The organism is Sphingomonas sp. (genome assembly GCF_036731925.1).
In the GTDB taxonomy this organism is placed as follows: domain Bacteria; phylum Pseudomonadota; class Alphaproteobacteria; order Sphingomonadales; family Sphingomonadaceae; genus Sphingomonas.
This window is the reverse complement of record NZ_DAINDJ010000001.1, coordinates 1,497,846-1,523,547: the sequence shown is the minus strand read 5'-3', so window position 1 is coordinate 1,523,547 and position 25,702 is coordinate 1,497,846. Positions and strand designations below refer to the sequence as shown.

Below are 25,702 nucleotides of genomic sequence, written 5' to 3'. Positions count from 1 at the left end.
CCCCGTTGCCTGTAGACCATCGGCCAGAGATGGTCATAACTTCCAGGTTGGAACCACTGCCTGGTAGTCAATCTCCGCTTGATCCGGGGGCAGCTTCATTGCTCCCCGAACAGTCCAACGCTGTGCCCAATTGCACGAACATGCGCAAATAAGGCGCTCAAATCCGTCGCCGAGGCGTGCCCGTATCGCGTGTCGGCATGCGCCGCGGCCGTGCTCCGTCGATCTCATGCGCAATGAACAGGATAACGCCTATGGCCAATGGGATCAGATAATAGATCAGCCGGAAGACGAGCAGCGCGGCGAACAATCCAGCGCGGTCGGCTTGGGGGATTGCAAGCAGCATCACGGCTTCGAACACGCCTACCCCTCCCGGCGCATGGGTGAGCAGGCCGGATAGAAAGGCCAGCAGATATCCGACGACGACGAAAGGAAAGCTTGCCAGCGGCAGGTCCGGCACCAGTACGAACAGCGCGGCGGTGGCGAGGCACAGGTCGGCGGCTGCCAGCCCATATTGCACCAGCGCCATCCGCCAGCTGGGCAGCACAAGGGACCAACGAAACAGCCGGATCGGTCTTCCCGCATTCGTACGCAGCAGGAGCAGCAAACCCGCCAAGGCTGCGAGGATCAGCGCGCCGAGCGTGCGCTGATAGAGGTCCGGAAGGCTCCAGTCGGCCAGGGTGATCGCATTTGGCAGTGCCGCCAAACCCAGGCCCAGCAATAGCAGCACGCCCAGCCAGAAGGTGAGCCCGGTAAGCAGCATGATCTGCGCGACTTCGGACAGCACGAGGCCCTTGCGGCCATAGATGCGGAGCCGGGCGGTCCCGCCGGTGAGCACGGCGAAGCCCAGATTGTGGCTGAAGATATAGCTGGTAAACGAGGCGAGCGCCGCGGTGCGGTACCGCAGTTTTCGTCGCAACAGGCGCAGCGACACCACGTCATAGCCGGTGAGCGTGACATAACTGGCAACGGTGAAGCCCAATGCGGCAGCGATCCGCCATGGCGCGATGCCGTTGATAGCGACGCGAACATCCGCCCAGCTGATTTCTGCCAGGATTCGCTTCAGCGCGACGGCGGCGACCGCTAGCACCAGCAGCATGACGAGGGCCACGGCCAAGTGGCGGACCAGAGACAAGCGCGCAAGCATCGCGAGATGGCCGCGGAAGCCGCCGGAGGATCGCGCGCGCTTCAAAGCTGCCGGACCAGCCGCACCCCTGCGCGGGGGCGCCACGCTTCCTCGCTTCGCCAGATCGCGCCAACTCCGGCCTGCACGTCCAGCCGGGGGCTCAGCGATTGGTGCAGTTGTGGCATCACCAGCACCGAACGCTCGCGTCCGAGCCGCGCGTTGACCTCCACGCCCAGCGTAGTTGCATCGCTCGCGTCGTAGAAGCTCGTGTGGTTGACCAGCAGCGCGCGTTCCGAGCGCCCGGCGCTGCTGACGTCCCCGATGCCTACCATGGTCAGCGTGCTGACCCGCCGGCTGAAGCGGTTGCCGAGGATGTACAGCAACGAGCTTTCCCAGCGCCGCTCCGCCCGGTTCCACACGCCGAGATACTGCACGCCGTGGATGCCCCTCCCCTGATTCAGCAGCCCGAACGTGCCTTGCAGGCCGATCTTGTAAGCTGTGACGTGCCGGCCTTCGAGCGGCAACTCCAGCTCCACCGCGAAGCCGTCGGCTACCGCCAGCTCGATCTCGGGCGCCCATTCGATCGTGCGATCGGGCCCGGACAGGTTCTGCTGGGCCAGCGCGTTGACTTCCAGCTCGCCTCGCTTTGCGCCGAGCGGCCGAACCAGGTCGAACACCATCGGCTCGGCGATGTCGGGCGCTTCTTGCGCATTTGCGGGAAGCGCGCCAGCGATCGCGACGCTGACCAGCAGCACGCCGAGCCGCATCGGCCAGCTCGGCCGACAGTTTACAAGGTTCGCCATTGCTGTGCTTTCCCATCGAAGGGCGGCCGGAAGTGACCGAAGCGGTCGCGCTAGGTTGATCCCGCTTACACGGACCTTACACGGCGCTGGTGCGATGAGGCCGGCGACGGCGGTGTAGAACGGAGACGGCATGAGACTTCTGATCGTCGAGGACAGCACGGAGCTGGTGGCGATGCTCCGCCCGCTCCTGGCCGCGGCCGGCTTCACGATCGATCACGCCGTCAGCATCGAGGACGCCACGCTGATGCTGGAGCTGGGCAGCTATGCCGCAGTCGTCCTCGATATCGGGCTGCCCGACGGCGACGGGCGCAGCGTCGTCCAGGCGGCGCGGGCACGCGGCGATATCACGCCGGTGATCCTGCTGACCGCACGGGGCAGCGTCGAGGATCGCGTCGCCGGCCTCGCGGCCGGCGGCGATGATTATCTGGTCAAGCCGTTCGCGCCGGAAGAATTGATCGCGCGCGTCCAGGCGCTGTTGCGACGGAGCGACCTGATTGCGGATCGGCCAGTGACCTGCGGCAACGTCACCCTCGACCCGGCCTCGCGCGAGGTGCGCACCGGTGGCGCGCCGACGATCCTGTTCGCGCGGGAGCTGGCGATCCTGGAAATCCTGATCCAGCGCCGCGAGCGCGTTGTTGCCAAGGCGCAACTCGAAGCGCAGCTCTTCGGGCTGGAGGGCGAGCTGGGTTCGAACGCGGTGGAGGTGTACATCCACCGCCTGCGCCGAAAGCTGGCGGAGGCTGGTGCGAGCGCGCAGATCGTCACGGTGCGCGGCGTCGGCTACATGCTCGCAGGGCCGGTCGCATGATCCGCGCGCCTCGATCGCTGCTTCTGCGCATCTTGGCGTGGCACGCAGTGGCGGTACTGGTCACCGCCCTCGCCGTCTCTGCTGGCGTCTATTGGCTTCTCGAAACAACGGCCGAGCGGCTCGAGCGCCAGACGCTGCGATCCGAGGCGATGGCGATCCGGGACGATCTGGTTGTTCGCGAGGGGAAATTGGCGCTCGCGTCGGCAGGTGCGCGGACGCGGCTGGAAGCGGCCGGCCTGGGCTTCCGTGTCGCCGATGCGCGAGGAGTGGCCTTGATCGACGCCATGCCGGCAGTCCTGCGGCCCGACCTGCGCGTCCCCCAGCGCGCCACCGAGGTGTATCTTACCCGCCGGTCTCGCCGCGCCTATTACGCTGCGCTCAGCGTTCCCGTCGCGGTGCAACAGCGATCCCTGTGGATCCTGGTGGTACAGAATCTCGACCATCCCGCGAACGTCTTGGACGATCTCGTACGGCAATTCCTAACGCACGGGCTCATCGTGATCGCTCCCTTGTTGGCCCTGCTGCTTGCCATCGACACCTGGATCATTCGACGAGCGCTGCGGCCGGTGCGGCGAGCCTCGGCGCTCGCGCGGACGATCGCACCGGCGCAACCGGAGATCAGGCTGCCGACTGCGGAGCTGCCGACGGAGGTCCGCCCCCTCGCCCAGGGCGTCAACGATGCGCTCGACAGGCTGACCGAAAGCCTGCAAGCGCAGCGCGATTTCACTGCCGACGCGGCTCATGAGCTGCGCACGCCGATCACCCTCGCGCGGGTTCGGGCGGAGGAAATCGCGGATCCGCAGTTGGCCGAACGCATCAAGCAGGATCTCGATTCCCTTGGCAACATCGTCGCGCAGTTGCTGGAAATCGCAGAACTGGATTCGCTCGCAGCCATGCCGATGCAAGCCGTCGACCTGACGGGCCTTGCCCAGCAAGCGGTTGCCGACATCGCGCCGCTGGCCTTCCGGCGCGGCCAGACGATCGCCTATGGCGGCGTGGTACAAGCCGTGCAGGTGCAGGCGCACCCGCAGTTTTTGAGCCGCGCCTTGCGGGCACTTGTCGAAAATGCAGTCCAGCATACGCCTCGCGGCACTGAGATCATCGTCGCCGTCACCGAAAGCGGCCTATTGGTGGTGGAAGACGACGGCCCGGGTATCGCGCTCGAAGAGCAGGCACTGGTGTTCCAGCGCTTCTGGCGGCGTGACCGGAGAACGCAGCGCGGCGGAGGATTGGGACTGGCGATTGTGGAACGCATTGCCTTGATCCACGGTAGCCGCATCGTGCTCTCGTCCGAGCCGGGGCGGACAGCTTTCGCACTTCAGCTTTCGCTGGCTGATCCCGGCTGAATTCGCAAGCTGACGAACAGGCTCCGGCGACGAATGGCACAATCTTGCATCCACGACTGGCTGCCTGTCGGCGCAAATCCGGGCCTAGATCGGGCAGACGCGGCAAACGCGTGTCTGCAGCGGCTCAGCTCTCCACGACCTGGCCAGCTGGCGGCACCCGGACGATGAAATGCCCCTTCACGCCCTTGGGCCATTGCGCGAACGGCACGCGGCCATGCTCGCTCGCCGCGTAATGCGCCGCATAATCCAGGATCGCGTCCGCAGCCTCGGCATCGGGCGTGAAGCGCCCCAGGACATAGCCAACCTTGCCGGGTGCCCGCAGATGCACGGTGCAGTGATCACTGCAGGCGAACAGGCACGGCATCTCCTGGACCGCGATACCGGCAAAGCGCGGCTCGGCATCTCGCGCGGCCGTCAACGCCTCGGCCAGCAAAGCGCCGCCGCGGCGCCCTTGCGCATCCTCGCGTGCCTCGGCGCTGAAGCGGCAGGTATTGCAAACGACGATCGCGGGGCCGTCTTCAACGGGGGTCAGCATCGGTATCTCCTGAAAATCAGCGTTCGAACAACCGGTCGGCAAGCGGCTCGCGTGCCTGCCAGCCGCGGCGTTCGAGTTCGGGGGTATGGGAGGGTGCCTCGGGATGGCCGAGGCAGAGCAACGCAATGAGCGTCCAGTCCTGCGGCACGTCCAGCAGCGCGCTGACGGCAGCGGGCTCGAGGATCGAAACCCAGCCAACCCCAAGGCCGCGGGCACGTGCGGCGAGCCACAGGGTGTGGACCGCGGTGACGCAGGAATAACGCAGCATTTCCGGCATGGTGGCGATGCCCAGGCCGTGGCCCGCAGCGGGGCGCTCATCGCAGAAGATGGCGAGCAGCTCGGGTGCCTCGCGCAGTCCGTGGAGCTTCAGTGCGCGATAGGCGTCCCGCCGCGCTGGCTCCTCGAAGCCGCTGGCCGCGCGCACATTCTCCGCATCGACATGATCTGCCAGCAACGCGCGCACCGCCGGCGTCCGCACGCGGACGAACCGCCATGGCTGCGCATTGCCCACCGAAGGGGCGAGCGTCGCCGCTTCGAGCAGCGCCTGCACGTCTTCCTCCGCCACTGGCGTGGCAGCGAAGTGGCGCACGTCCCGGCGCCAGCGCAGCAGCGTGTCGAACCGCTCGAGGAATGCGGCGTCGAAGACAGGAGCGTCAAAGACAGGGGCGTCGCTCAGAACTCGATCCCCCGCTGTGCCTTCACGCCGGAGCGGAACGGGTGCTTCACCTGCGTCATCTCGGTGACCAGGTCCGCCGCCTCGATCAGCGCGTCGGGCGCGTTGCGACCGGTCACGATGACATGCTGCATCGGCGGGCGTGCCGCCAGCACCGCCAGCACCTCGTCGAGCGGCAGATAGTCGTAGCGCAGCGCGATGTTCAGTTCGTCCGCGAGCACCATGTCATAGGAAGGGTCGGCGATCATTCGCTGCACCTCGTTCCATGCGGTGCGGGTCACGGCGATGTCGCGGGCGCGATCCTGCGTGTCCCAGGTGAACCCCTCCCCCATGGGCTTGAATTCGACCTGCTGCGGGAAGGCATCGAAGACCGCCTTCTCGCCCGTCATCATCGCGCCCTTGATGAACTGGACGACGCCGATCTTCATGCCGTGGCCGATCGCGCGGACGACCATGCCCATGGCGGCGCTGCTCTTGCCCTTGCCCTTGCCGGTATGGACGATCAGCAGGCCCTTCTCCTCGGTCTTGCTTTCCATCATCGTGGCGCGCGCGGCCTGGATCTTGCGCATCTTCTCGGCATGCGCGGCATCGTCGCGGGTCATCGGATTTCCTTTCGAAGCAGATAGACGTCCATGATCCAGCCGTGCTGCGCACGGAGCGCGGCGCGGGCAGCCACGATCCTTGGCCCCGCCTCGGCCAGAAGCCCGTGGTCGAGCGCCTGCTGCGGCATGCCCAGATAGGCGGCCCACCAGATGCGGACGCCTTCGGGATCAAGGGTCTGGAAGGCGCAGCCGCCGTCTAGCATCACGACCAGCGTATCCGTGGTGTGCGGCCAGCCATGGCTGCGCAGCAGGCGTCCGGTGGTGATGGTGACGGCGCCGGCGAGCGGATTGAGCGGAATGGCGTGTGCGGCAGTGAGCGCCTGGATGCTGGTGATGCCCGGCACGACCCGCACAGCGGCATCGGCAAGCCGCGCCGCAATACGCAGCGTGCTGTCGTAGAGCGACGGATCCCCCCAGACGAGCAGCGCCACCGTGCCGCCGCCGGGCAGATGCGCGCGGAGAGCAGCGATCCAGGCGGCAGCGATGGCGTCATGCCAGTCCTGGACAGCCTGGACATACTCCTCCCCTGACCGCACCGGCATGTCGAACTCGGCGATCGGCACGGGGCGGGTAAGCACCGACGCGCAGATCGAACGCCGCAGATCGGCGAGATCGGGGGCGTTCTCCTTGCGCGGAACGAGGATCAGGTCGGCAGTGTTGAGCGCGGCTACCGCTTCCCCGGTGAGGTGGGCCGGGTTGCCGGTGCCGATCCCGATCAGCTGGAGGCTGATCATGCCGCCGCCGCGATCAGGTGGAAGAAGCTGCCGGTCACGCGCCCGCGCACCGATCCCGTCTCCGCGACCAGGTTGCCCTCCGCGTCGTGTACCTCGGCTAGCGGCGCGTCGCTTTGGGAGATGATCGTGGCATAGTGGAATTCGTGGCCGGTCAGCCGGGCACCCACCGGCAGCCCCGCGACCGGCGCGTGAAGCGTTGCCTGGCGATAGCCGAGATGCATCCGCCGCTCCGCATGGCTGGTGACGAGGCCAAGCAGCCCCGCCATGCGGTGCGTCTCGCCCGCCTTGTCGACGAGTGCCTCGCCCAGCGCCATATAGCCGCCGCACTCGCCATGGACCGGGCGCGTCTCGGCATGGGTGCGCAAGCCGGCAAGGAAGCGTCCCGCCGCGGCGATCGTGCCGGCATGCAGCTCCGGATAGCCGCCGGGCAGCCAGACCAAGTCGGCGTCTCCCGCCGGCGCTTCATCGGCCAGCGGTGAAAAAGGCAGGATTTCCGCGCCAGCCCGTCGCCAGCCCTCGAGCAAATGCGGGTAGAGGAACGAGAAGGCTGCATCCTGTGCGATGGCGATCCGCTGCGCGGGCGGCGGCGGGGAGCCTCCGGCCTGCGCGCCTCCCGGACCCGGCTGCGCAGCCCCCTGCGCTGCGGCGCGCAGCGCGGGGAGATCGACATGGTCGCGCAGGAACGCCGCATAGTCGCCGATCACGCGGTCGAGGTCCGGATGTTCCTCCGCCTGCACCAGCCCCAGATGCCGTTCGGGCAGCGCGAGGTCGGCGCGGCGCGGCAGGGCGCCGAGGACAGGAATGCCGGCAGCTTCCATGCCGACGCGCACCAGCCGCTCGTGCCGGGGACTGGCGACGCGGTTGAGGATCACGCCCGCGAACGGCACGTGCGGGTCCAGTCGCGCAAAGCCCAGTGCCGTAGCCGCGGCCGACTGCGCCTGGCCGGACACGTCCACCACCAGAACCACCGGCCAGCCATAGCGCCGGGCGAGGTCGGCGGTCGCCCCGGTGCCGGTCGCGCCGCGCTGCGCCACGCCGTCGAACAGCCCCATGGAACCTTCGGCAAGGATCAGATCTGCACCCTGCCCCTCCCCCACGAGCGCGTCGAGCAGGTCCCCGCCCATCGCCCAGCTGTCGAGATTGCACGACGGGCGTCCGCCGGCGGCACGGTGAAACGCCGGGTCGATATAATCCGGGCCGTTCTTGAACGGTGCCACTGCGACACCCGCGTCCCGCAGCGCGCGCAACAGGCCGAGCATCACGGTGGTCTTGCCCGTGCCGGACGCCGGTGCGGCAACGATCAGCCCGGGTGTGCTCATGCGCTGCGCTCCGCGAAGGGCGAGGACGCGTCCTGCGGCCGGAAGCGGCGGTCATAGCCGGGGGCATAGAGGCTGCTTTCGGCGAAGCCCTCTGCCGCCAGCACCGGCCCGACGAGGATGAGTGCGGTGCGCTCCATGCTGCCGGCCACTGCCGCCTCGATGGTCGCGAGCGTCGCCCGCACGATGCGCTGGTCGGGCCAGCTCGCCCGCCAGACCACCGCGACGGGACAATCGGCGCCATAGCCAGGCAGCAGGTCCGCGACCAGCGCCGCCAGATTGTGGATCGAGAGGTGGATCGCCAGCGTTGCGCCGGTCGCGGCGAAGTTGGTCAGGCTCTCGCGCTCCGGCATGCGGCTCGCACGCCCCGGCGTGCGGGTGAGAACCAGCGACTGGCCCAGCTCGGGCAGGGTCAGCTCCGCCTCCAGCGCTGCTGCGGCGGCGGCGAACGCGGGCACGCCCGGCGTCACGGTGAACGGAATGCCGAGCGCGCGCAGCCTTCGCAGCTGTTCGCCCATGGCCGACCACACCGAAAGATCGCCCGAGTGCAGCCGGGCGACGTCGTGGCCCGCGGCATGGGCGGCGGCGATTTCCGCGACGATCGCGTCGAGGTCCATCGGCGCAGTGTTCACGATCCGCGCACCGGCCGGGCAATGCGCCAGGATCGCCTCCGGGATCAGCGAGCCCGCATAGAGGCAGACCGGGCTGGCCGCGATCAGATCGCGGCCGCGCAGCGTCAGAAGGTCGGGCGCGCCGGGGCCGGCGCCAATGAAGTGGACGGTCATGGGCAAGTTCCTTCGGCGATGGCGCAGGTCGCCATGCGATCGGGGGAGATCTGTCGCGCGACGAGCAGCCGCGCATGAGGGCCGGCGGCGACCAGCGCGGCCGCCTCGGCGACGCTGCCGGTGCCGCGTGCGGCGAGGCTGGCAGGCGATCGGGTAGGCGTCAGCACGGCCTCCACGGCCTCCGCAACGATCATCGGCAGGCCGAGCGTGGCCAGCAGCGGCAGCTTGTCTGCCACCGTGGCGACGTGAGTAATCGGCGGTGCCCCGGCCTGCGCGAGGGCGAGTGCCGAGCGCAGCGAAGCCGCGGTTGCGCCCGTCCGGTAGCCGAAGCCCGCGACGATCATCGCGTGACGCTCCACTGCACCACCGGGTAGCGGGCGCGCCAGCCGTGGCGCGTGCCCAGCGGCACGGCGTCCGCAAGCTCGATGCGCAACAGGCTGCCGCCCGCCGCCCCGTGCCACTGGGCGAGCAGCGCCTCGGACTCGAGCGTCACCGCGTTCGCCACCACCCGCGTGCCTGCGGGCAGACGCGCCCACAGGGCCTCCAGCAAGGCCTGCGACAGGCCCCCGCCGATGAACACGGCATCGGGCGTGCCCTCGGGCAGGATATCGGGTGCGCAGCCCTCGAGGACGATCAGGCGTTCCACGCCGAGCCCGGCCGCATTTCCCCGCGCACGCTCGGCACGAACGGCGTCGGCTTCAACTGCGATCGCCCGGTTGGCGGGGTGCGCGAGCAGCCATTCGATACCGATCGAGCCGGAGCCCGCGCCGATGTCCCACAACAATTCGCCCGGCCGCGGCGCCAGCGCGGACAAGGTGAGCGCCCGCACCGGCTGCTTGGTGAGCTGACCGTCGGAATCGAACCAGCTGTCGGGCCGCCCGGCGGTGAGCGGCAGCACGGCGCCGTCGCCCGCCACGTCGATCCCGACCGCTACCGGATGCGCGATGTCGTCCAGAGCGAAGGCGGCAGCCTGTGTCGTGCGCACCCGCTCACGGGGGCCGCCCAGCGCTTCCAGCACGTGCACGGTCGAGGCGCCGAAGCCCTGCGCCCCCAAATACCCTGCGAGTTCCGCGACGGCGCTCCCGTCGCGCACCAACACCAGCAGCCGCCGGGCGGGCGCGAGCTGTGGCCGCAGCCGCGTGAAGGACGCTGCGTGCAGGCCCAGGCACGCGACATCTTGCACCGCCCAGCCCAGCCGTGCGGCCGCGAGCGCGAAGCTGGAGGGCGCGGGGTGGGCGATCCATTCCTCGCGCGCCAGATGCCGGGTGATGCTGGTGCCGGCGCCAAACCAGAACGGGTCGCCCGAAGCGAGCATCACCACGCGCCGTCCGCGCTCGGCCAGCAGCAGCGGCACGCCGTCGGCAAAGGGCACTGGCCATTCCCGTACTTCGCACGTAAGCCGCGGCAGCAGCGACAGGTGGCGGGCGGCGCCCAGCACCAGCTCGGCCGTCTCCAGCGCCTGCCGTGCACGCCCGGAGAGATCGTCCGCGCCAGCCTCGCTCAGTCCGACGATGGTCAGCCAGGGAAGATCAGCCATGCCGAACGTCCTGCTGCTGGGCGGCACCACCGAGGCCAGCGCGCTGGCCCGCCTGCTCGCCGATCGCGGCGTGCGAGCGACGCTCAGCTATGCCGGTCGCACCGAAAAGCCGCGTGCGCAGCCGATCCCGGTGCGTGTCGGCGGCTTCGGCGGCGCAGACGGGCTGGCGCGCTTCCTGCGCGACGCGCAGGTGACGCATCTGGTCGACGCCACCCATCCCTTCGCTGCGACGATGAGCGCCAATGCCGTGGCGGCGGCCCGCGCGGCCGACGTCCCGCTGATCGCGCTCACTCGCCCTGCCTGGACGCCTGTCGCAGGCGACCGCTGGACCCATGTTCCCGACATTCCGGGCGCAGTCGCCGCGCTTGCGGGCCGCCCGCAGCGCATTCTGCTCGCGCTCGGCCGGATGCATGTCGAGGCTTTCGCCGCCGCGCCGCAGCACCATTATGTCCTGCGCTTCGTCGATGCTGCAGCGGTGCCGCCCGCCCTGCCCGATCACCACCTGATCGTCGAGCGCGGCCCGTTCACGCCGGAAGGCGACCGCACGTTGCTTGCGACGCACGGCATCGAACGGGTCGTGTGCAAGAATGCCGGCGGCACCGGCGCCGAGGCGAAGCTGGTCGCCGCCCGCGCGCTGGGCATTCCGGTGTTGATGATCGACCGCCCCGCGCTGCCGGCGCGCGTCGAGGTCACCGATCCGCACGCGGTGCTGGCCTGGCTCGATCATGCGGCCCCCTCCGCGAAGCGCGGGGTGTAGAGGATCGGTCCAGCCGGCCGCTCGACGCGGCGCGTGGTGCTCGAACCGAGGATCACCATCGTCCGCATGTCCGCCATTTCCGGTTTCGCCTCGCCCAGCGGAACGATCTGCAACGCTTCCTCCGGCGTGGACACGGCGCGGGCGAACAGGATCAGCCGATCCGGCCCGCAAAGTTCCCGCAGCAGCTCGAGCACGCGCGTGAAGCCGTGCGGCCGGGCCTTGGAACGCGGATTGTAGAAGGCCATGGCGAAATCGGCCTCGACGGCGAGGCGCAATCGCTTCTCGATCAGGCTCAAGGGCTTCAGATTGTCCGACAGGTTGATCGCGCAGAAGTCATGGCCGAGCGGCGCCCCTGCCCGTGCGCTCGCCGCCAGCATCGCGGTAATTCCCGGCAAGACGCGGATATCGAGGTCCCGCCACGCCTCGGGGCCGGCTTCCAGCGCCTCGAACACCGCCGCCGCCATCGCGAACACGCCCGGATCGCCCGAGGATACCACCACCACCCGCCGCCCGTCCGCGGCAAGCTGGAGCGCAAGCGCGGCGCGATCCAGTTCGACGCGATTGTCCGAGGCGTGCAGCACCAGCCCCTCCCGGGGCGCGATGCGCGCCACATAGGGGATGTAGCCGATCACGTCGGTCGCCTGCGCCAGCACCTCGGTGACTTCGGGCGTGACCAGGGCGGCGTCGCCAGGGCCCAGACCTGCAATGGCGAGCCAGCCGCTCATGGGCGACGCCCCCGCCCGTGGATCAGCAGGATCGAGAAATAGGGGGTGACGCTGGTCGCCTCGGCGAGCGGGGTTACCCGCTGTTCCGGCATGGCGGCATGCTCGACCAGCCAGGCCTCTCCCTCGCGCCCGGCCGCCGCCACCGCCTGCCGCAGCTTGGGCAGGTTGCGGCCGATCTTCATCACCACCAGCGCATCGGTGTCCCGGATCCGGCGGACCAGTTCCTCCTCGGGCAGCGTCGCCATCGCGATGGTCAGCACGTCGTCACCCCAGGTGATTGGCTGGCCGGTGGCGTTCCACGCTCCTGCCATGCCGGTGATCCCGGGTACCACCGCCACCGGCGCGCGTCCCGAAAGCCGCGTGTGCAGATGCATGAACGAGCCGTAGAAGAACGGGTCGCCTTCGCAAAGCACCACCACATCCTCGCCCGCATGGGCAAGCGCGAGCAGCCGGTCCGTACATTCGGCGTAGAAGGCCGAAAGGATGGCGTTGTAGCGCGGATCGGAAAGCGGGATCTCGGTGGTGGCCGGATACTCCATCGGCAGCTCGATCGCGTCCGTGCGCAGCATGCCGTCGGCGATCCGACGCGCCTGTCCCGGACGTCCGGCCTTGCGGAAATAGGCGACGTGGCGCGCACCGCGCACCAGCCGGTCGGCGCGGACGCTGAGCAGGTCCGGCGCGCCGGGCCCGAGCCCGACACCGTGGATGGTCCCGACGCTCATTCGGCCCGGCTCGCTAGCCCGTTGACCGCGGCTACGGTGATTGCGCTGCCGCCCAGCCGCCCCTCGACAATGCAGCAGGGCACCGGCGCCGCCGCCCACAGCGCCGCCTTGGACTCCACTGCGCCGACAAAGCCCACCGGGCAGCCGATGATCGCCGCCGGACGCGGGCAGCCAGGGTCCTCCAGCATGTTGAGCAGGTGGAACAGCGCGGTCGGCGCGTTGCCGATCGCGACCACCGCCCCGGCCAGATGCGGCCGCCACAGCTCCAGCGCGGCAGCCGAACGGGTGTTCGCCATCGCCTTGGCGAGCGCCGGCACCTGCGGATCGTGCAGCGTGCAGACCACCGCATTGTCGGCGGGCAGCCGCGACCGGGTGATCCCCTCCGACACCATCCGCGCATCGCACAGGATCGGGGCGCCGCCGGCAAGGGCTGCACGCGCGGCGACGGCGAAGCCTGGCGAGAAGCGGATGTGCGGGGCCAGTTCCACCATTCCCGCCGCGTGGATCATCCGAACCGCCACGGGCTCTTCCTCGGGCGAGAAGCGCGCGAGATCGGCCTCGGCGCGGATGGTCGCGAAGGACTGGCGGTAGATGGCGGCGCCGTCGGTTTCATAGCAATAGGGCATCAGTCGGTTCCGAAGAGGGAAAGCAGGGCGTCGGGCGAGCGCCCGGCATGGACGGGCGCTGCCCCGGCGCGAGCGTTAAAGGCGAGATCCAGCAGCCCGTCGCGGCCCGTCACCACCACGTCGGCGGTGCGCGCGCGGCCGCATCCCTTGGCGCAGCCGGAAACGTGCAGCCGCCCCGCAACGCGCGGCGCGAGACGGGCCGCGAGCGTGCGTGTCTCCACGCTGGCCTGGGGACAGGCCGGTGCGCCGACACAGGCATCGGTGCGCAGCAGCGGATCTTCGGGATCGGTGATCAGCGCGGGATCGACGGGCGCGGCGCCTTCGATCAGCAAGACGCGCCAGGGCGTGACCCGCACGGCCCTGAGATCGTCCGTCCCCCCGCCGAGGAACTGCCGCGCATCGAGTTGCCCGAACGCAACGCCCAGTGCGGCGCCCAGCGGATGCGGTCCGGGTCGCAGCGGTATGGCCGCCGTCGCAGGTGGCGATTGCGCCGGCGCCCATTCGGGCAGCGGTGCAGCGTGGCGGGCCGCGCGCCCGGACGCAACGCCGCCGCTTTCGACGAACCAGTGCGCCAGCCGCACGAGCGCGTCGGCCTCGTCTCCGAACCGCAGCGGCGTTCCGGCAGGCCGTCCCTCCAGCCGGAGGATCAATGCGCCGTCTCCGCTGCGCTCGATGCGGAAATCGCCGGGCGCCTCGGCCAGCAACGGCGCCGGACCGGCATCGATCGCGAAACCCATCTTGCCCGGCAGTTCCGGCAGGGCATGGAGCAGGGCAAGCAGGTCGCTGGCGATGCGGTGCGTATCATCGCCCTCGCGCCAGTCGGGCGTGACCAGAAGGGTGCGGCGCTGCTCCATGTCCGGATCGGCATCGACAAGACCAAGCGCGATCAGCCGCTCGATCAGCAGCGGCCAGGTCGCATCCGAAACGCCCCGCAGCTGCAGGTTGCCCCGATTGGTAAGGTCGATCAGGCCGTTGCCGTGCGCAAGCGATGCCTCGCACAGCCCGCGCAGCTGCAGGCACGTGAGCCGCGCCAGACGAGGCTTTACCCGCACCAGCAATCCGTCGCCGGCCGCCATCGGCCGCCAGGCATTGGGGCACCAGCCGCGCACCGCGAAGCCGCTCATGCTGCGCCCCCCAGGGCAGCGAGGATCGAATTGCGCCGCGTCTGCCACAGCCCCGCAGCGTGCAGCGCCGCGAAGCGTGCCTCGATCGCCGCCAGTGCTGCCGGGTTTTCGCGCGCCAGGAAGTCGCGCACCGCAGCATCGCCGAGGGTCGCGTCGTGATAGAGATCGAACAGCTGCGACGGTACCGCTCCCGCGAGGTGGGCGAAGGCACCAAGATGGTCGAGCGTTGCGGCAATCTCCGCCGCACCGCGGAAGCCATGGCGGCACATGCCCGCAATCCATCCCGGATGCGCAGCACGTGCGCGGACGACCCGGGCGATCTCCTCGGTGAGCGGGCGGGCGACCGGCCTGGCGGCATCCCGGGCATCGAGATGGTAGAGCGCCGCACCTCCGCCGCTCAGCGCCTTGGCGGCGGCGAACCCGGCTTCATGCGCCGCATAGTCGGCGGCGAGCAGCAGGTCGGTCTCGGGCAGGTCCTGGAGGTGCACGAACACATCCGCAGCCGCCACCCGAGCGCGAATGCCGTCCATATCCGCCTGCGCCTCCGGCCCGTCAAAGGCATGATCCGAAGCAGCAAGCCACGCTTCGCCGGCACGACGGCGGGCATCGTCCGTATAGGTCTCCGCTGCCTCGCCCATGCCGAGCCCGTAGCTGCCCGGCCTGGGGCCATAGACGCGCGGCGCAGCCTCCCGGCCGACGAACGGGTTCCATTCGGGCGCCTCGTCGCGCGCCGCCAGGGCACGAACGGCTTGCCCGAATAGCTGCGGCAAGGTCGGAAAGGCATCGCGGAACAGCCCCGACACCCGAAGCGTCACGTCGATGCGCGGACGATCGAGCAACGCGAGCGGCAGGATCTCGACGCCTGTGACCCGCTCCGAGGCAGGATCCCAGACAGGTGCGGCACCCAGCAGGTGCAGCGCCATCGCAAACTCCTCGCCGGCCGTGCGCATTGTGGCCGAGCCCCACAGATCCACCACCAGCCCGCGCGGATAGTCGCCATGATCCTGGAGGTGGCGCCGGACCAGCTCGTCGGCGAGCACGATGCCCTGCAGGTGCGCCGCCCGGCTCGGCACCGCGCGCGGATCGATCGCATAGAGGTTGCGGCCGGTCGGCATCACGTCCGTCCTTCCGCGGTGGGGGGATCCGGCAGGCCCAGCCGCGACGCGCCTGCCCGCCAGCCCCGCCAGCAACCCGTCGCGCTCCGCCGAGCCGCAGGCACCGCGCCCGAAGACATGCAGCCCGTCGCCGAACTGGCCCTCCTTCACGTCGCAGACGAACCGGTCGATACGCGCGATCGCTTCAGCGGTGCTGGCGGCGGTGTCGAGCCCCAGCTCGGCTTCGAGCCCGGCGGCGCGCGCCTCGTCGCGGATCGTCGTCTGCAGCCGGTCGCGCCGGGCCGGATCGAGTCCGACCGCGTTGGAGAACTCGTCGAGCAGCGCCTCGATTCGTGCCAGGCCGGCGCCGGTGCCGGCCGTCTTCAGCGGCGGCGGGAGGTGGCCGATGGTTACTGCGCCGGTGCGTCGCTTGGCCTGCGCCGCCTCGCCCGGATCGTTGACGATGAAGGGATAGAGGATCGGCAATCCGCCGGTCAGTGCCTCGGGCCAGCAGCCGTCCGACAGTGCGACGGACTTACCCGGTAGCCATTCGAGCGTTCCGTGCGCGCCGATATGCACCAGCGCGTCAATCTCCTGCGCCTGCAGCCACAGATAGAAGGCGACATAGGCGTGGCGCGGCACGCGCGTGACATCGTGGTAGCTGTCCTCGCGGGTCCCTCTGTCGCCGCGCTCCGGCTGGAGTGCGAGGAGGAGCTTGCCGGCGCGAAGGGCGGGAAAGCGGAAGGCACCATCGACCACGGCCGGATCGCTGTCCGGGGATCCCCAGCCCCCCGCCAGAGCAGCGTGCAGCGGTTCCGGCAGGCGGGCAAGCGCCTTCACATAGTCATGAAGGGGCCAGCCCAGTGTTTCGCGCTGCAAACGCGTCGCCAGTCCCGTCACGGCTTCCCCCAGATCGGCCGCAATCGCCTCGGCAGAGGCGATCGCGTCGAGCCCGACGGCATGGGCAAGTTGATAGGTCTTGCCGGGATAGGTGGAGAGCAGCAGCGCCACGCGGCGCTCGGCAGCGGGCTTGGCGGCAAGCATAGTCCAACGGGCGACGCGCTCGACAATGGCAGCGATCCGCTCGGGCTCGGTGCGGTGCACGGTCCGCGCGAAACCGAGATCCGCATCGCGTGCCTCTGCCTGCTTGAAGCTGGCAACGCCGGCGAAGATGCGGCCGTCGATCTCCGGCAGCACGACGTGCATCGCCAGATCGGCGGGCGACAGGCCGCGATCGGACCCCGCCCATGCCTCGCGGGAGGCGGTGGCGAGCGCCAGTTGGAAGACCGGCGCGCCTGCGGCATCGAGCGGGGAGCGCCCCTGTTCGTCGCGGGCGGAAAAGGCGGTCGCGTTGACGACGGCGGCGGGCGCAAGATCCCGCACCCACTGCTCGACCCGGGCGCGCGCATCGGGCGCCTTGAGCGACGGCACGAAGATCGAAAGCGTGTCGAAGCCGCGCGCCTCGAAGCCGTGGTGCAGCACCTCGAAGGGTTCGACGTCGCTGGCGGCGAGATAGGAGCGGTAGAAGACGATCAGCACCAGCGGGCGTCCGGTGCGCCTCCAGCCGCCCACTCCCGCAGGATCGCTTTCGCCGCCACGTTGGGAACTGAACGTGTCCGGAAGAACGCCGCTCCTGGGATGCCAGAGGCCAAAACCGGGCAGCGGGGCGTATGCCCTTGTCTTGCTGGAGCCGACGCCGGCGATTTCTGCCAGTAGCCCCAGCGCCGCGTGGGCCGCCGCTGCGCCGCCCGCATCGCAAAGCGCGGACAGCTCTCGCAGCACCGCCATCGACACCGTCGAAGCCGCATCGAGGCGCTCGTCAGGGCGGCCATCCGCAGGCAGCACCGCCAGTGCGATGCCCCGCTCCCGTGCCAGAGCTTCCACCTGCTGGAGCCCGTAGCTCCAATAGGGCATACCGCCGATCAACCGGATCAGAATGGCTTTCGCGCCTGAAAGCGTCCGCTCGACATAGGTGTCGACCGACAGCGGGTGCATCAGCCCGGCGAGATTCGCCAGTCGCAGCGACGGCAGCACGTCCCGCCCCTGCTTCCAGGCAGCCGCGAACGCGCCGAGATCGCTGTCGGAAAAGGACAACACCACCAGGTCTGCGGGCGCCTGCCCGAGGTCCTGTGGTGCTGCATTCTCCTCCAGCCCGTGCGTCTCGCGGAAAAGGACGTGCATGGCCCGCCTGCCTCAGCCGGCCAGCACCGCGCGGAAGGCTTGCGGGTTGACGTGGTCATGCTCGGCGATGGCGACCAGCGCGGTGCCGCGTGGCTCACCCGGGCGCCAGGGCCGATCATATTGATGCCGGACCCGCGCGCCGACCGCCTGCACCAGCAGCCGCATCGGCTTACCGGTCACCGCCGCATATCCCTTCACCCGCAGCACCTTGTGCTCGCGCGCCAAGCGTTCGATGCGGGCGACCAGCTCGGCGGGATCGGCGATCTCCCCGAAGGTTATGACGGTACTGTCGAAATCCTCATGCTCGTGATCGTCGGCACCGTCGTGGTGCGAAGGGCGTGCGGCGAGGTCGTCTTCCGCGGCCGCGCCAAGCCCCAGGATCACGCGCGGATCGATCGCGCCTTCGCGGATCTCGACCACCGGCACCGGACGGGGGGCCTCGGCGGCGATCACCGCACGGGCGGCGGCGACGCCCTCCGGTCCGGCAAGGTCCACCTTGGTGAGCAGCACCATGTCTGCACAGGCGAGCTGGTCCTCGAATACTTCGGCGAGCGGCGTCTCATGGTCGATGCCCGGATCGGCGGCGCGCTGCGCCTCCAGCGCTTCCAGATCGGGCGCGAACCGGCCCTCGGCCACCGCCTCGGCATCGGCCAGCGCCAGCACGCCATCGACAGTGATGCGGCTGCGGATCGCCGGCCAGTCGAACGCCTTGAGCAGCGGCTTGGGCAGCGCCAGGCCCGAGGTTTCGATCAGGATGTGATCGGGGCGGGGATCGAGCGCGAGCAGCCGTTCCACCGTGGGGATGAAGTCATCCGCGACGGTGCAGCAGATGCAGCCATTGGCCAGCTCGACGATGTTCTCGGCCGGGCAATCGGGGATGGCGCAGGATTTGAGGATCTCGCCGTCGACCCCCAGCGTGCCGAACTCGTTGACGACGACCGCCAGCCGACGCCCCTCGGCATTCTGGATCAGATGGCGGATCAGCGTGGTCTTGCCGGCGCCGAGAAAGCCGGTGACGATGGTAACGGGGACCTTGGCAAGGTCGGTCATGAACAGTCTTCCCCCACGCCGGAGCGAACGGGCCGGGCTTGCCGGACATATGTCCGGCCGGCGCGCGACGACGGGCGGGCGCGACGGCACCCCTCACCACGCGACCGTGCAGCCCCAGCCGCACAGCTTCGTCGCTCGAACGGAAGCAAGACCGTGCCGCGGCCATCCCCTGGACCAAGGCAAGAGCGACCGTTGCGCCGGCAGGTCTCCTGGCTTGCGGGTCACGGCACGCTGCACGCCTTCCCAGGCCAGATGAGCCCAGTGGCAGCCCCTCCGAGGGGCGAGTGCATCGCGCTATCCGCTCACAGTTGCAGGGACAGCCGCGGATTTGGAAGCCAGGCTCCCGCACCGCATTCCCGATTAAGCCCCTCGTCGGGGCACCGGCGCGATCTTCGAGGACCCAAGCCGGGCCCTCGCCATCGGCTCTATACGCGCACCTCGATCTCGTCCAGCCTCTGCCAGCGATAGATGACGAAGCTGATCAACCAGCAGCCGACGAACAGCCCGATGATCGCGAAGCCAAGGCCGTTGAAATGCGCACCAAGATCGGCCGCGAGCCCGAACGGCCAGCCGGTCCAGCCCATCTTGTCGCCGACCAGCGCCAGCGTCTCGATCCCGCCGATCACGATGGCGACCAGTGCCGAAATCAGCGTAATCGTGACGTTGTAGTAGAGCTTCCGGATCGGCTTCACGAACGCCCATTGATAGGCGCCCAGCATCACCACGCCGTCCAGCGTGTCGATCAGCGCCATGCCGGCCGCGAACAGCGCCGGCAGCACCAGCAGCGTGCCGAGCGATACGCCGTGCGCCGCCTGCCCCGCCGACATGCCGAGGATCGCCACTTCGGTCGCAGTGTCGAAGCCCAGGCCGAACAGGAAGCCGAGCGGCGCCATGTGCCAGCTCTTGCTCACCAGCCGGAACATCGGCCCGAACAGCTTCGACAGCGGCCCGCGCGAGCCCATCAGCAGGTTGAGATCGTCCTCCACATAGGCGCCACCGGCGCGCACATGCCGGAAGGTCTTCCACACCGAACGCAGGATGATCAGGTTCATTGCCGCGATCGCGAACAGGAAGAGCGCCGAGACGCAGGTGGCGACAACGCCCCCCACCTCCTTGAACGCGCCCATCCCCGCCAGCGCGCTGGTGGTGAGGGCAATGCCCGTCGATGCGATGGCGATGATCCCGGAATGGCCGACGGCGAACCACAGGCCGGTGGCGATCGGGCGCTGCCCGTCGTTCATCAGCTTGCGCGTCACGTTGTCGATCGCGGCGATATGGTCGGCATCGACGGCATGGCGGAGGCCGAGCCCCCAGGCGAGGAGCGCCGTGCCGAGCATCAGCGGCTGGGCATGGAAGAGGGTGAAGGCCCATCCCCATGCGGCGAGATTGGCTGCGATCAGGGCTGCGAACAGCAGCGCCACGCGGCTACGCAGGGCAAGGAAGGACAAGGCGAGGGCACTCCGGCGGCGTCGTGCGACCTGGCCGGGGCCCACCGCGAACGGCCGGTCGTGCACCCCGGCCGGACGCTTCCATAGCGACCGGGCCACGCGACCACGAACGGCCCCCGCCGCTCAAGCGTCGCTCAGACGGAGTACACCGTGCCGCGGCCATCCCCTGGGCCAGGGCAAGAGCGACCGGACGCCGGCAGGTCTCCTGGCTTGCGGGTCACGGCGCGCTGCACGCCTTCCCAGGCCGGATAAGCCCAGTGGCTGCCCCTCGGGTGGGGGCCAGTGCATCGCGCTATCCGCTCACAGTTGCAGGGACAGCCGCGGATTTGGGAGCCAGGCTCCCGCACCGCATTCCCGATTAAGCCCCTTATCGGGGCACCGGCGCGATCGATCCCTCTGGTAGGGCAAGCCCCGGACCGGATCAACCGCGCACTAGAGCGAGAGTCCGGCCCGCCGCAGCGACACGCCGCCATCCTGTGCGGTTCGCAAGAAGTGCAGCGCGGAAAGGAGCGTGAGCATGCCCACCGCCACCGCCGCCGCATAGCAGCAGGCGATGAAGAAGGTCAGCCAGCGCACGTCCGGCACGCCGAGGCTGTGGACCAGCAGCAACGCCACGCTCCCCACATAGCCCGACGCATCGGCGATGTAGATCAGGAACCCCGCATTCGCCGCAGTGCCGATCGTCGCGATCATGCGATCGAACAGCATCGCATTGAATGGGGTGTAGGCCAGGTACAGCCCCGCCCCGGCCACGATCATCCAGGGCAGCGGCGCCAGCAGGCCGGCCTGGAAGGCCAGCGTCGATCCCCCCAGGCACGCGGCACCCAGCAGGATCAGCCCGTGCATCGCCAGGAGCGCGCGGAGATTGTCGCGGATCAGCATCAGCAGCGCCAGTGCGCCGAGTGTCAGCAGCGCCACCGGCAGTTCGCTGGCCGAAAACACCGCAGCCTCGCCACCATAGCCGAGCGCGGTCCAGAGCTCGGTCGCATAGTTATCGCGCACGTCGCGCAATGCGGTGAGCAGGACATAGCCGAAGACAAGCATCACCAGCGTAGACCCATGGGCACGCAGAAAGGCACGTCGCTCGGCGGCATGCATTGGAACGCGGATCGTGCGCTCGGCCACATCCCGCGCGTCGGGCGGCGGCAATCGCTCGAGCTGCCACAGCGCGAGCAACAACATCGGGACGAAGACGAGCCCGGTCGCGGCGGGCATCCAGTGTTCGGTAACGCCCGCGTCCATCAGCAGCATCGCCGCCGATTTCACCACGCCCGACGACAGGATGAAGCTCGCACACAGCATGGCGCCGAGCAGTTCGGTTGCGCGCCGCCCCTCGACATAGCTGAAGACCAGGCCCCAGATGAGCCCCAGCGGGAGGCCGTTGAAGAACAGGCAGGCAACATTCCAGGGCGCCGGCACCACTGCGAACAGGAACAGCGACACCCATGAGGTGCCGATCAGCGCCAGGATCATGCGGGCGCGTCCCTGCCGTTCCGCTTCGGAAATCACGCGTACGCCGATTAGCTTGGAAAGAGCGTAGCCAATCACCTGCGCGATCAGCAGCGCCGCCTTGTAGTCGACGGCAAAATGCCAGCCGACCACGTCCGTATACGTGCCCACCGCGAACGGCTTGCGGAACGCGTACATGGCGAAATAGGCGCCGAATGCCGCAAGGCCGCCCAGGAACAGCGCCAAGCCCGAAGCGGTTTGCGCCCGGGCAGGCGCGCCGTCACCGTCCATCTCACATCCTCAAGAATCGTCGCACTTGTGCCCGGCAAGCACGACGGCTTCATGACATTGCAGTCACGAGCGCCTTACCAGGGACGAACCCGAAGCGCCGCGGCTTCCGCCGCACAGGCTCGCCCGTCGGGATGGGGTGCCGTTGCGCGCAGCTGGTGTACTTCCTTGCGCGCCGCGTCCAGTGCGCGCTGATAGGCCGGCGACGTCTGGAGAACCGTGAACACCGCTGCACCGGCCATGTAGCCCGCCTCCACTGCGCTCTTGCTGTGCGACCCGCAGATCGCCCGACTTTCGCCATAGGCGCGGCCGCGTGCAAGGATGGCAGAGGCCTTGTCGGGCATCACCTGGGCGAGGATCTGCGCTTCCAACCATCCATTGGCGGTATGGCCTGACGGATAATCGCCGTTGCCGGCAAGATGCGCGGTCTTCGGCTCGCAAATCGGTCCCTCCTCGCGCAGATAGGGGCGTGGCACCTGATAGGCGGCCTTGACCTTCCCCACCACCGGGCCGGTCCGGGCGCGGGCCAGCAGCCGCGCCAGCACCGGCGCCCGCTTGGCGTCGAGCACCATCTGCATCGCGCAGGCGTTCCGGCCTAGCGGATCATTGGTGACGTCGTCGGCGGCGATCTGCCAGCGCGGGCTGCCCTCCAGCTTCCGCGTTGCGCGAAACACGGCCATGTCGAGTGTCGCCGCAGCGCTACCTGCCGCCGGCGGTGGCGGGAGGATGATCATCCCGTCGGGATATTGATCGGCGGCAAGGTACGGGCCGGTGTCGCCCGCCTGCGGCGCCGTCAAGACCAGCGAGAGCGCCGCCGCGATGCCCGCCCGCATCATGCGGCCCGCCGTGCGAGATCGGCGGAAACAGCGGAGCGTGGGCGCGTGCAGGGGCCGCGCGACGAGATGATAGTGGGCATGGCGCTCCCCCTAACTGCGCATCTTTACACTTCTACGTACTTATACCGGGGTTTGCGTTATGGCGCAGGCAAGCCCCTGCGCGGCAGTTTGCAGCGACTTGCAGAAGGTGACGACCAGCGTGGACATCTCGCTTCAGAACAACATTTTGGAGCTGGTCGCCAAAGGCGTCGACCTTGCATCCGCAACCGATCGGCTGTGCCGCGAGGTAGAGGTGCGCCTGCCCGACGTGCGCTGCACGGTGCTGCGGGTGGATGTCTCGGGCCGCCTCCATCCCGTGGCGGGGCCTAGTCTGCCCGAATATTACATGCAGGCGATCGACGGCCTGATGATCGGGCCGAAGGTCGGTTCGTGCGGAGCCGCCGCCTATCTCGGGCAGCCCTATGCGAGCACGGACATCGAGACGGACCCCAACTGGACCAAGTTTCTCGACCTGACCCGCCCCCTCGAGATGCGCGGCTGCTGGTCTAACCCGATCAAGAACGGCCGCGGCGACGTGACCGGCGTGGTCGCCTTCTATTACCGCGTCCCGCGGGGCCCGACGCCGCAGGAAAAGCGGATTGTGCAGGTCTGCATCCATCTCTGCGCCATCGCGATCGAGCAGGACATCTGGCGTGCCCAGCAGGTGCGCCGTGCCCAGCTCGACGGGCTGACCGGGCTGCCCAACCGTTCTGCCTTCACCACCACGCTGGGCGACCTGGATTGTACCGAGCCGGGTGCCTGGGGGCTCATTCTGCTCGACCTCGACAATCTCAAGATCGTGAACGACACCTTCGGGCATGTCGCCGGTGACGGCCTGATCATCCAGGCCGCGCGTCGGCTGGCCGATGCGGCGGCACCCGATCGCGCCTATCGGCTGGGCGGCGACGAATTCGCGGTGCTGCTGCAAAGCCCTGCAGCCCTTGCCGACCCGGCCGAAACCGCCCGAACGTTGCTGGATGCGCTGGCCCAGCCGATGGACGACGGCGAACGCAATGTGGTTCCTCGCGCCACTGCCGGCGGCGCGCTGATCGGCGAAGGCGAAACCGCCGAGCAGGTGCGCCTCAACGCGGACCTCGCGCTCTATCACGCCAAGGAAACCGCGCGCGGCAGCTATGTCCGCTACGTGCCCGGCATCGCGACCCGCATGGCACGTCGGCTGGATGCCATCCATGCCGTGGAACGTGCGCTCGCCGAGGACCGGCTTCTCCCCCATTACCAGCCGCTGTTCGACCTCAAGACGGGTGGGATCCTCGGCTTCGAGGCGCTGTGCCGCATGCGGACCGAGGATCGGATCGTTTCCGCCGCCGAGTTCTTCGAGGCGACAACCGACGGCAAGGTCGCCGGCGCGATCACCGCGCGAATGCTTGATCGCGTCGCTGCCGATCTGCGGCGCTGGTGCGATCTCGGCATCGCGCCGCCGCATGTCGGCATGAACTTCTCGTCCAGCGACTTTCACGGCGCTCGACTTCGCGAGATGATCCCGGAGACGTTCGGGCGATATGGCGTTCCCCTGCACCACCTGACGCTGGAGATTACCGAGACCGTCTATCTGGGCCAGGGTGACACGGTCGTCGCCGACACGCTGCGCTGGTTCCGGGCGCAGGGGCTTCTGGTGGCGCTGGATGATTTCGGCACCGGCTACGCCTCACTGACACACCTTCTCACCATGCCGGTGGACTTCATCAAGATCGACAAGAGCTTCACCGACGAATTGCTGCAGAACAGCGCCAGCCGCGCCATTGTGGAAGGTGTGCTGCACATCGCGCAGGAACTCGACATGCGGGTGATCGCCGAGGGTGTCGAGACCAAGCTGCAGGCCGATCGGCTGCGCAGCATCGGCTGCGCCTATGGCCAGGGGCATCTGTTCTCGCCCGCGGTAAGCGTCGAGCGGGCGACCGAGATACTTCGCGCGGCAAAGATCCCGCCGCTCCCGCCCGGCCGGGGTGCGGCCGGCACCGCGTCGGACGCGGCGCTGCTCCACTGAAGCCGCGCCGCGCTCAACACGCAGGAGCGGCGCGTCTCAGGCCGCGTTGGCCGACGTCGTCGCCTGCTCGTCCAGCAGCTGATTGAACCGGTCCACATAGGGTTTGAACCACTCGGCCTTTTTGAGGTCGTCGCCGGTGTTGATGCCATGCAGCTTCGCGGTGATCTGCGGGTCGGTCTCTTTCGCCTTGATCATGGCCTCGACCAGCAGGCTCAGCACCTTGTCTTTCGGGTCGGTGCTTGCCGACAGGTCGCCGAATACCGCCTTGCTCTGCTCTTCGCCCAGCGTGACCCGCGCCGAGGCCCGGCCGAGCTGGCTGCGGATGCTCGTGTCCTTCGCCGCCTCGCCGTCATGCACGCGCATGACCTCCGCACGATCCTGCGGGCGGACGAACGAAAGCCCCATGCCGATATAGGTATTGTGCAGTTCGGGTGATCCGACATAGCCGCCGGCGCGGAAATGATCCTGCCACTGCGTTGCCATCGTCACCATCTGCTTCTCCTCGTCGGAGAAGGTACCGCTTGTATCCGCGGCGACCAGCGCCATCGAGCGCGTATCGAGATCGCCGACCATAGCGTAGACATATTCGCTCGAGTTCTTCTTCGCATCAGGCCCGATGCGCGCCGTCTTGTCGTCGAACCGTGCCCGCACGTCCTTCAACACGTCGGCATCGGTCAATCCCGCGGAGTTGCCAACCCGCTTGGGATCCCGGATCCCCATGGCGAATTCGTGCGAGGAAAAGCCCTCCAAGGCCGGCACGAACATCTCGTAGACCGAAGGCGGCTCGTCCTTCGGCTTGTTCGTCCCGGGCGCGTCCGACTGGGCCTCCGGCAGCGCGTTCGCCGTGTCCGAAGCCAGCTGCACGCCGCGCGGGTCGGCCCCGGCGGCGGTCGCGGCGGACGTGCCCTCGGCAGATTTGGCGTCGCTACCCACGGGGGCGACGGCGGCTACGCCGCTAAGGTCGGCAGCTTGCGGCAACGGACGGATCGAAGACATCAACTTTCCCCTCGAAGATGCTGTTTTACAACATCTATACTTATATGCAGGAAAACCTCGCCAGCGGTGCCTTGCAAATAAGAAAATGGTGTTACGAGCA

Annotated in this window: 24 protein-coding genes and 2 riboswitches; of the genes, 4 read left to right on the top strand and 20 right to left on the bottom strand. The window is 68.8% G+C overall.

Annotated elements, in window-relative coordinates:
- Nucleotides 1-157 precede the first annotated feature (157 nt).
- Together V7E00_RS07515 and V7E00_RS07510 are read right to left on the bottom strand one after the other, a co-directional pair.
- Nucleotides 158-1,144: a lysylphosphatidylglycerol synthase domain-containing protein gene (locus tag V7E00_RS07515; protein ID WP_333572015.1), complete on the bottom strand. Its 987-nt coding sequence runs from the start codon at nucleotides 1,142-1,144 to the stop codon at nucleotides 158-160.
- A gap of 41 nt (nucleotides 1,145-1,185) precedes the next feature.
- On the bottom strand, nucleotides 1,186-1,926 hold the full coding sequence (locus tag V7E00_RS07510) for a hypothetical protein (protein ID WP_333572014.1): 741 nt from the start codon (nucleotides 1,924-1,926) through the stop codon (nucleotides 1,186-1,188).
- 130 nt (nucleotides 1,927-2,056) lie between these two features.
- Here V7E00_RS07510 and V7E00_RS07505 point away from each other — a divergent pair, with 130 nt between their 5' ends.
- A complete protein-coding gene (locus V7E00_RS07505; RefSeq protein WP_333572013.1) occupies nucleotides 2,057-2,734 on the top strand; it encodes a response regulator transcription factor in 678 nt (225 codons plus the stop codon).
- Entirely contained in the window at nucleotides 2,731-4,080 is a 1,350-nt protein-coding gene (locus V7E00_RS07500; protein WP_333572012.1) for a sensor histidine kinase, read from the top strand. The genes V7E00_RS07505 and V7E00_RS07500 overlap by 4 nt, the downstream gene beginning before the upstream one ends.
- Nucleotides 4,081-4,204: 124 nt before the next feature.
- On the opposite strand, the gene V7E00_RS07495 is transcribed toward V7E00_RS07500, so the two are convergent.
- The 8 genes from V7E00_RS07495 to cbiE are packed head-to-tail and all read right to left on the bottom strand — an operon-like array spanning nucleotide 4,205 to nucleotide 10,262.
- On the bottom strand, nucleotides 4,205-4,615 hold the full coding sequence (locus V7E00_RS07495; RefSeq protein ID WP_333572011.1) for a DUF1636 domain-containing protein: 411 nt from the start codon (nucleotides 4,613-4,615) through the stop codon (nucleotides 4,205-4,207).
- A 16-nt stretch (nucleotides 4,616-4,631) separates the two neighbouring features.
- Complete coding sequence (gene bluB / locus V7E00_RS07490) at nucleotides 4,632-5,291, bottom strand: 5,6-dimethylbenzimidazole synthase (RefSeq protein WP_333572399.1); 660 nt, start codon at nucleotides 5,289-5,291, stop codon at nucleotides 4,632-4,634.
- Nucleotides 5,288-5,890 (bottom strand): cob(I)yrinic acid a,c-diamide adenosyltransferase, encoded by a 603-nt coding sequence (gene cobO, locus V7E00_RS07485; protein WP_333572010.1) that lies wholly within the window; start codon nucleotides 5,888-5,890, stop codon nucleotides 5,288-5,290. Before cobO ends, bluB begins: the two co-directional genes overlap by 4 nt.
- Nucleotides 5,887-6,624: a precorrin-6A synthase (deacetylating) gene (gene cobF, locus V7E00_RS07480; protein ID WP_333572009.1), complete on the bottom strand. Its 738-nt coding sequence runs from the start codon at nucleotides 6,622-6,624 to the stop codon at nucleotides 5,887-5,889. Before cobF ends, cobO begins: the two co-directional genes overlap by 4 nt.
- The gene (locus V7E00_RS07475; RefSeq protein ID WP_333572008.1) at nucleotides 6,621-7,943 is read right to left on the bottom strand and encodes a cobyrinate a,c-diamide synthase; all 1,323 of its coding nucleotides are present in this window, start codon (nucleotides 7,941-7,943) and stop codon (nucleotides 6,621-6,623) included. Before V7E00_RS07475 ends, cobF begins: the two co-directional genes overlap by 4 nt.
- Nucleotides 7,940-8,725 (bottom strand): precorrin-4 C(11)-methyltransferase, encoded by a 786-nt coding sequence (cobM, locus tag V7E00_RS07470; RefSeq protein WP_333572007.1) that lies wholly within the window; start codon nucleotides 8,723-8,725, stop codon nucleotides 7,940-7,942. The genes V7E00_RS07475 and cobM overlap by 4 nt, the downstream gene beginning before the upstream one ends.
- Nucleotides 8,722-9,069 carry a cobalamin biosynthesis protein gene (locus V7E00_RS07465; protein ID WP_333572006.1) on the bottom strand — a complete coding sequence of 116 codons (348 nt, stop codon included), beginning with the start codon at nucleotides 9,067-9,069 and terminating at the stop codon, nucleotides 8,722-8,724. The genes cobM and V7E00_RS07465 overlap by 4 nt, the downstream gene beginning before the upstream one ends.
- On the bottom strand, nucleotides 9,066-10,262 hold the full coding sequence (cbiE, locus tag V7E00_RS07460; protein WP_333572005.1) for a precorrin-6y C5,15-methyltransferase (decarboxylating) subunit CbiE: 1,197 nt from the start codon (nucleotides 10,260-10,262) through the stop codon (nucleotides 9,066-9,068). The genes V7E00_RS07465 and cbiE overlap by 4 nt, the downstream gene beginning before the upstream one ends.
- On the opposite strand from cbiE, the gene V7E00_RS07455 reads away from it, so the two are divergent.
- The gene (locus V7E00_RS07455) at nucleotides 10,261-11,019 is read left to right on the top strand and encodes a cobalt-precorrin-6A reductase (protein WP_333572004.1); all 759 of its coding nucleotides are present in this window, start codon (nucleotides 10,261-10,263) and stop codon (nucleotides 11,017-11,019) included. The genes cbiE and V7E00_RS07455 overlap by 2 nt on opposite strands.
- Here the strand turns inward: V7E00_RS07455 and cobJ are convergent.
- From cobJ to V7E00_RS07410, 9 genes are all read right to left on the bottom strand, one after another.
- Entirely contained in the window at nucleotides 10,986-11,744 is a 759-nt protein-coding gene (cobJ, locus tag V7E00_RS07450) for a precorrin-3B C(17)-methyltransferase (protein WP_333572003.1), read from the bottom strand. The genes V7E00_RS07455 and cobJ overlap by 34 nt on opposite strands.
- Nucleotides 11,741-12,466: a precorrin-2 C(20)-methyltransferase gene (cobI, locus tag V7E00_RS07445; RefSeq protein WP_333572002.1), complete on the bottom strand. Its 726-nt coding sequence runs from the start codon at nucleotides 12,464-12,466 to the stop codon at nucleotides 11,741-11,743. Before cobI ends, cobJ begins: the two co-directional genes overlap by 4 nt.
- Nucleotides 12,463-13,092 (bottom strand): precorrin-8X methylmutase, encoded by a 630-nt coding sequence (locus V7E00_RS07440; RefSeq protein ID WP_333572001.1) that lies wholly within the window; start codon nucleotides 13,090-13,092, stop codon nucleotides 12,463-12,465. The genes cobI and V7E00_RS07440 overlap by 4 nt, the downstream gene beginning before the upstream one ends.
- The gene (locus V7E00_RS07435) at nucleotides 13,092-14,216 is read right to left on the bottom strand and encodes a cobalamin biosynthesis protein CobG (protein WP_333572000.1); all 1,125 of its coding nucleotides are present in this window, start codon (nucleotides 14,214-14,216) and stop codon (nucleotides 13,092-13,094) included. The genes V7E00_RS07440 and V7E00_RS07435 overlap by 1 nt, the downstream gene beginning before the upstream one ends.
- Nucleotides 14,213-17,491 carry a cobaltochelatase subunit CobN gene (gene cobN / locus V7E00_RS07430; protein ID WP_333571999.1) on the bottom strand — a complete coding sequence of 1,093 codons (3,279 nt, stop codon included), beginning with the start codon at nucleotides 17,489-17,491 and terminating at the stop codon, nucleotides 14,213-14,215. Before cobN ends, V7E00_RS07435 begins: the two co-directional genes overlap by 4 nt.
- A 12-nt stretch (nucleotides 17,492-17,503) precedes the next feature.
- Nucleotides 17,504-18,541, bottom strand: coding sequence for a cobalamin biosynthesis protein CobW (gene cobW / locus V7E00_RS07425; protein ID WP_333571998.1), 1,038 nt, complete (start codon nucleotides 18,539-18,541; stop codon nucleotides 17,504-17,506).
- Nucleotides 18,542-18,723: 182 nt separating this feature from the next.
- Nucleotides 18,724-18,941, bottom strand: a riboswitch (cobalamin riboswitch).
- 25 nt (nucleotides 18,942-18,966) lie between these two features.
- Nucleotides 18,967-19,974: a HoxN/HupN/NixA family nickel/cobalt transporter gene (locus V7E00_RS07420; RefSeq protein ID WP_443019175.1), complete on the bottom strand. Its 1,008-nt coding sequence runs from the start codon at nucleotides 19,972-19,974 to the stop codon at nucleotides 18,967-18,969.
- 193 nt (nucleotides 19,975-20,167) lie between these two features.
- Nucleotides 20,168-20,385: riboswitch (cobalamin riboswitch) on the bottom strand.
- A gap of 36 nt (nucleotides 20,386-20,421) precedes the next feature.
- Entirely contained in the window at nucleotides 20,422-21,729 is a 1,308-nt protein-coding gene (locus V7E00_RS07415) for a DUF5690 family protein (RefSeq protein ID WP_333571997.1), read from the bottom strand.
- A 74-nt stretch (nucleotides 21,730-21,803) separates the two neighbouring features.
- The gene (locus V7E00_RS07410; protein ID WP_333571996.1) at nucleotides 21,804-22,562 is read right to left on the bottom strand and encodes an acid phosphatase; all 759 of its coding nucleotides are present in this window, start codon (nucleotides 22,560-22,562) and stop codon (nucleotides 21,804-21,806) included.
- A gap of 199 nt (nucleotides 22,563-22,761) precedes the next feature.
- Between V7E00_RS07410 and V7E00_RS07405 the strand changes: the two genes are divergently transcribed.
- On the top strand, nucleotides 22,762-24,606 hold the full coding sequence (locus V7E00_RS07405) for a sensor domain-containing phosphodiesterase (RefSeq protein WP_333571995.1): 1,845 nt from the start codon (nucleotides 22,762-22,764) through the stop codon (nucleotides 24,604-24,606).
- A 36-nt stretch (nucleotides 24,607-24,642) separates the two neighbouring features.
- On the opposite strand, the gene V7E00_RS07400 is transcribed toward V7E00_RS07405, so the two are convergent.
- Complete coding sequence (locus V7E00_RS07400) at nucleotides 24,643-25,602, bottom strand: hypothetical protein (RefSeq protein WP_333571994.1); 960 nt, start codon at nucleotides 25,600-25,602, stop codon at nucleotides 24,643-24,645.
- Nucleotides 25,603-25,702: the final 100 nt, after the last annotated feature.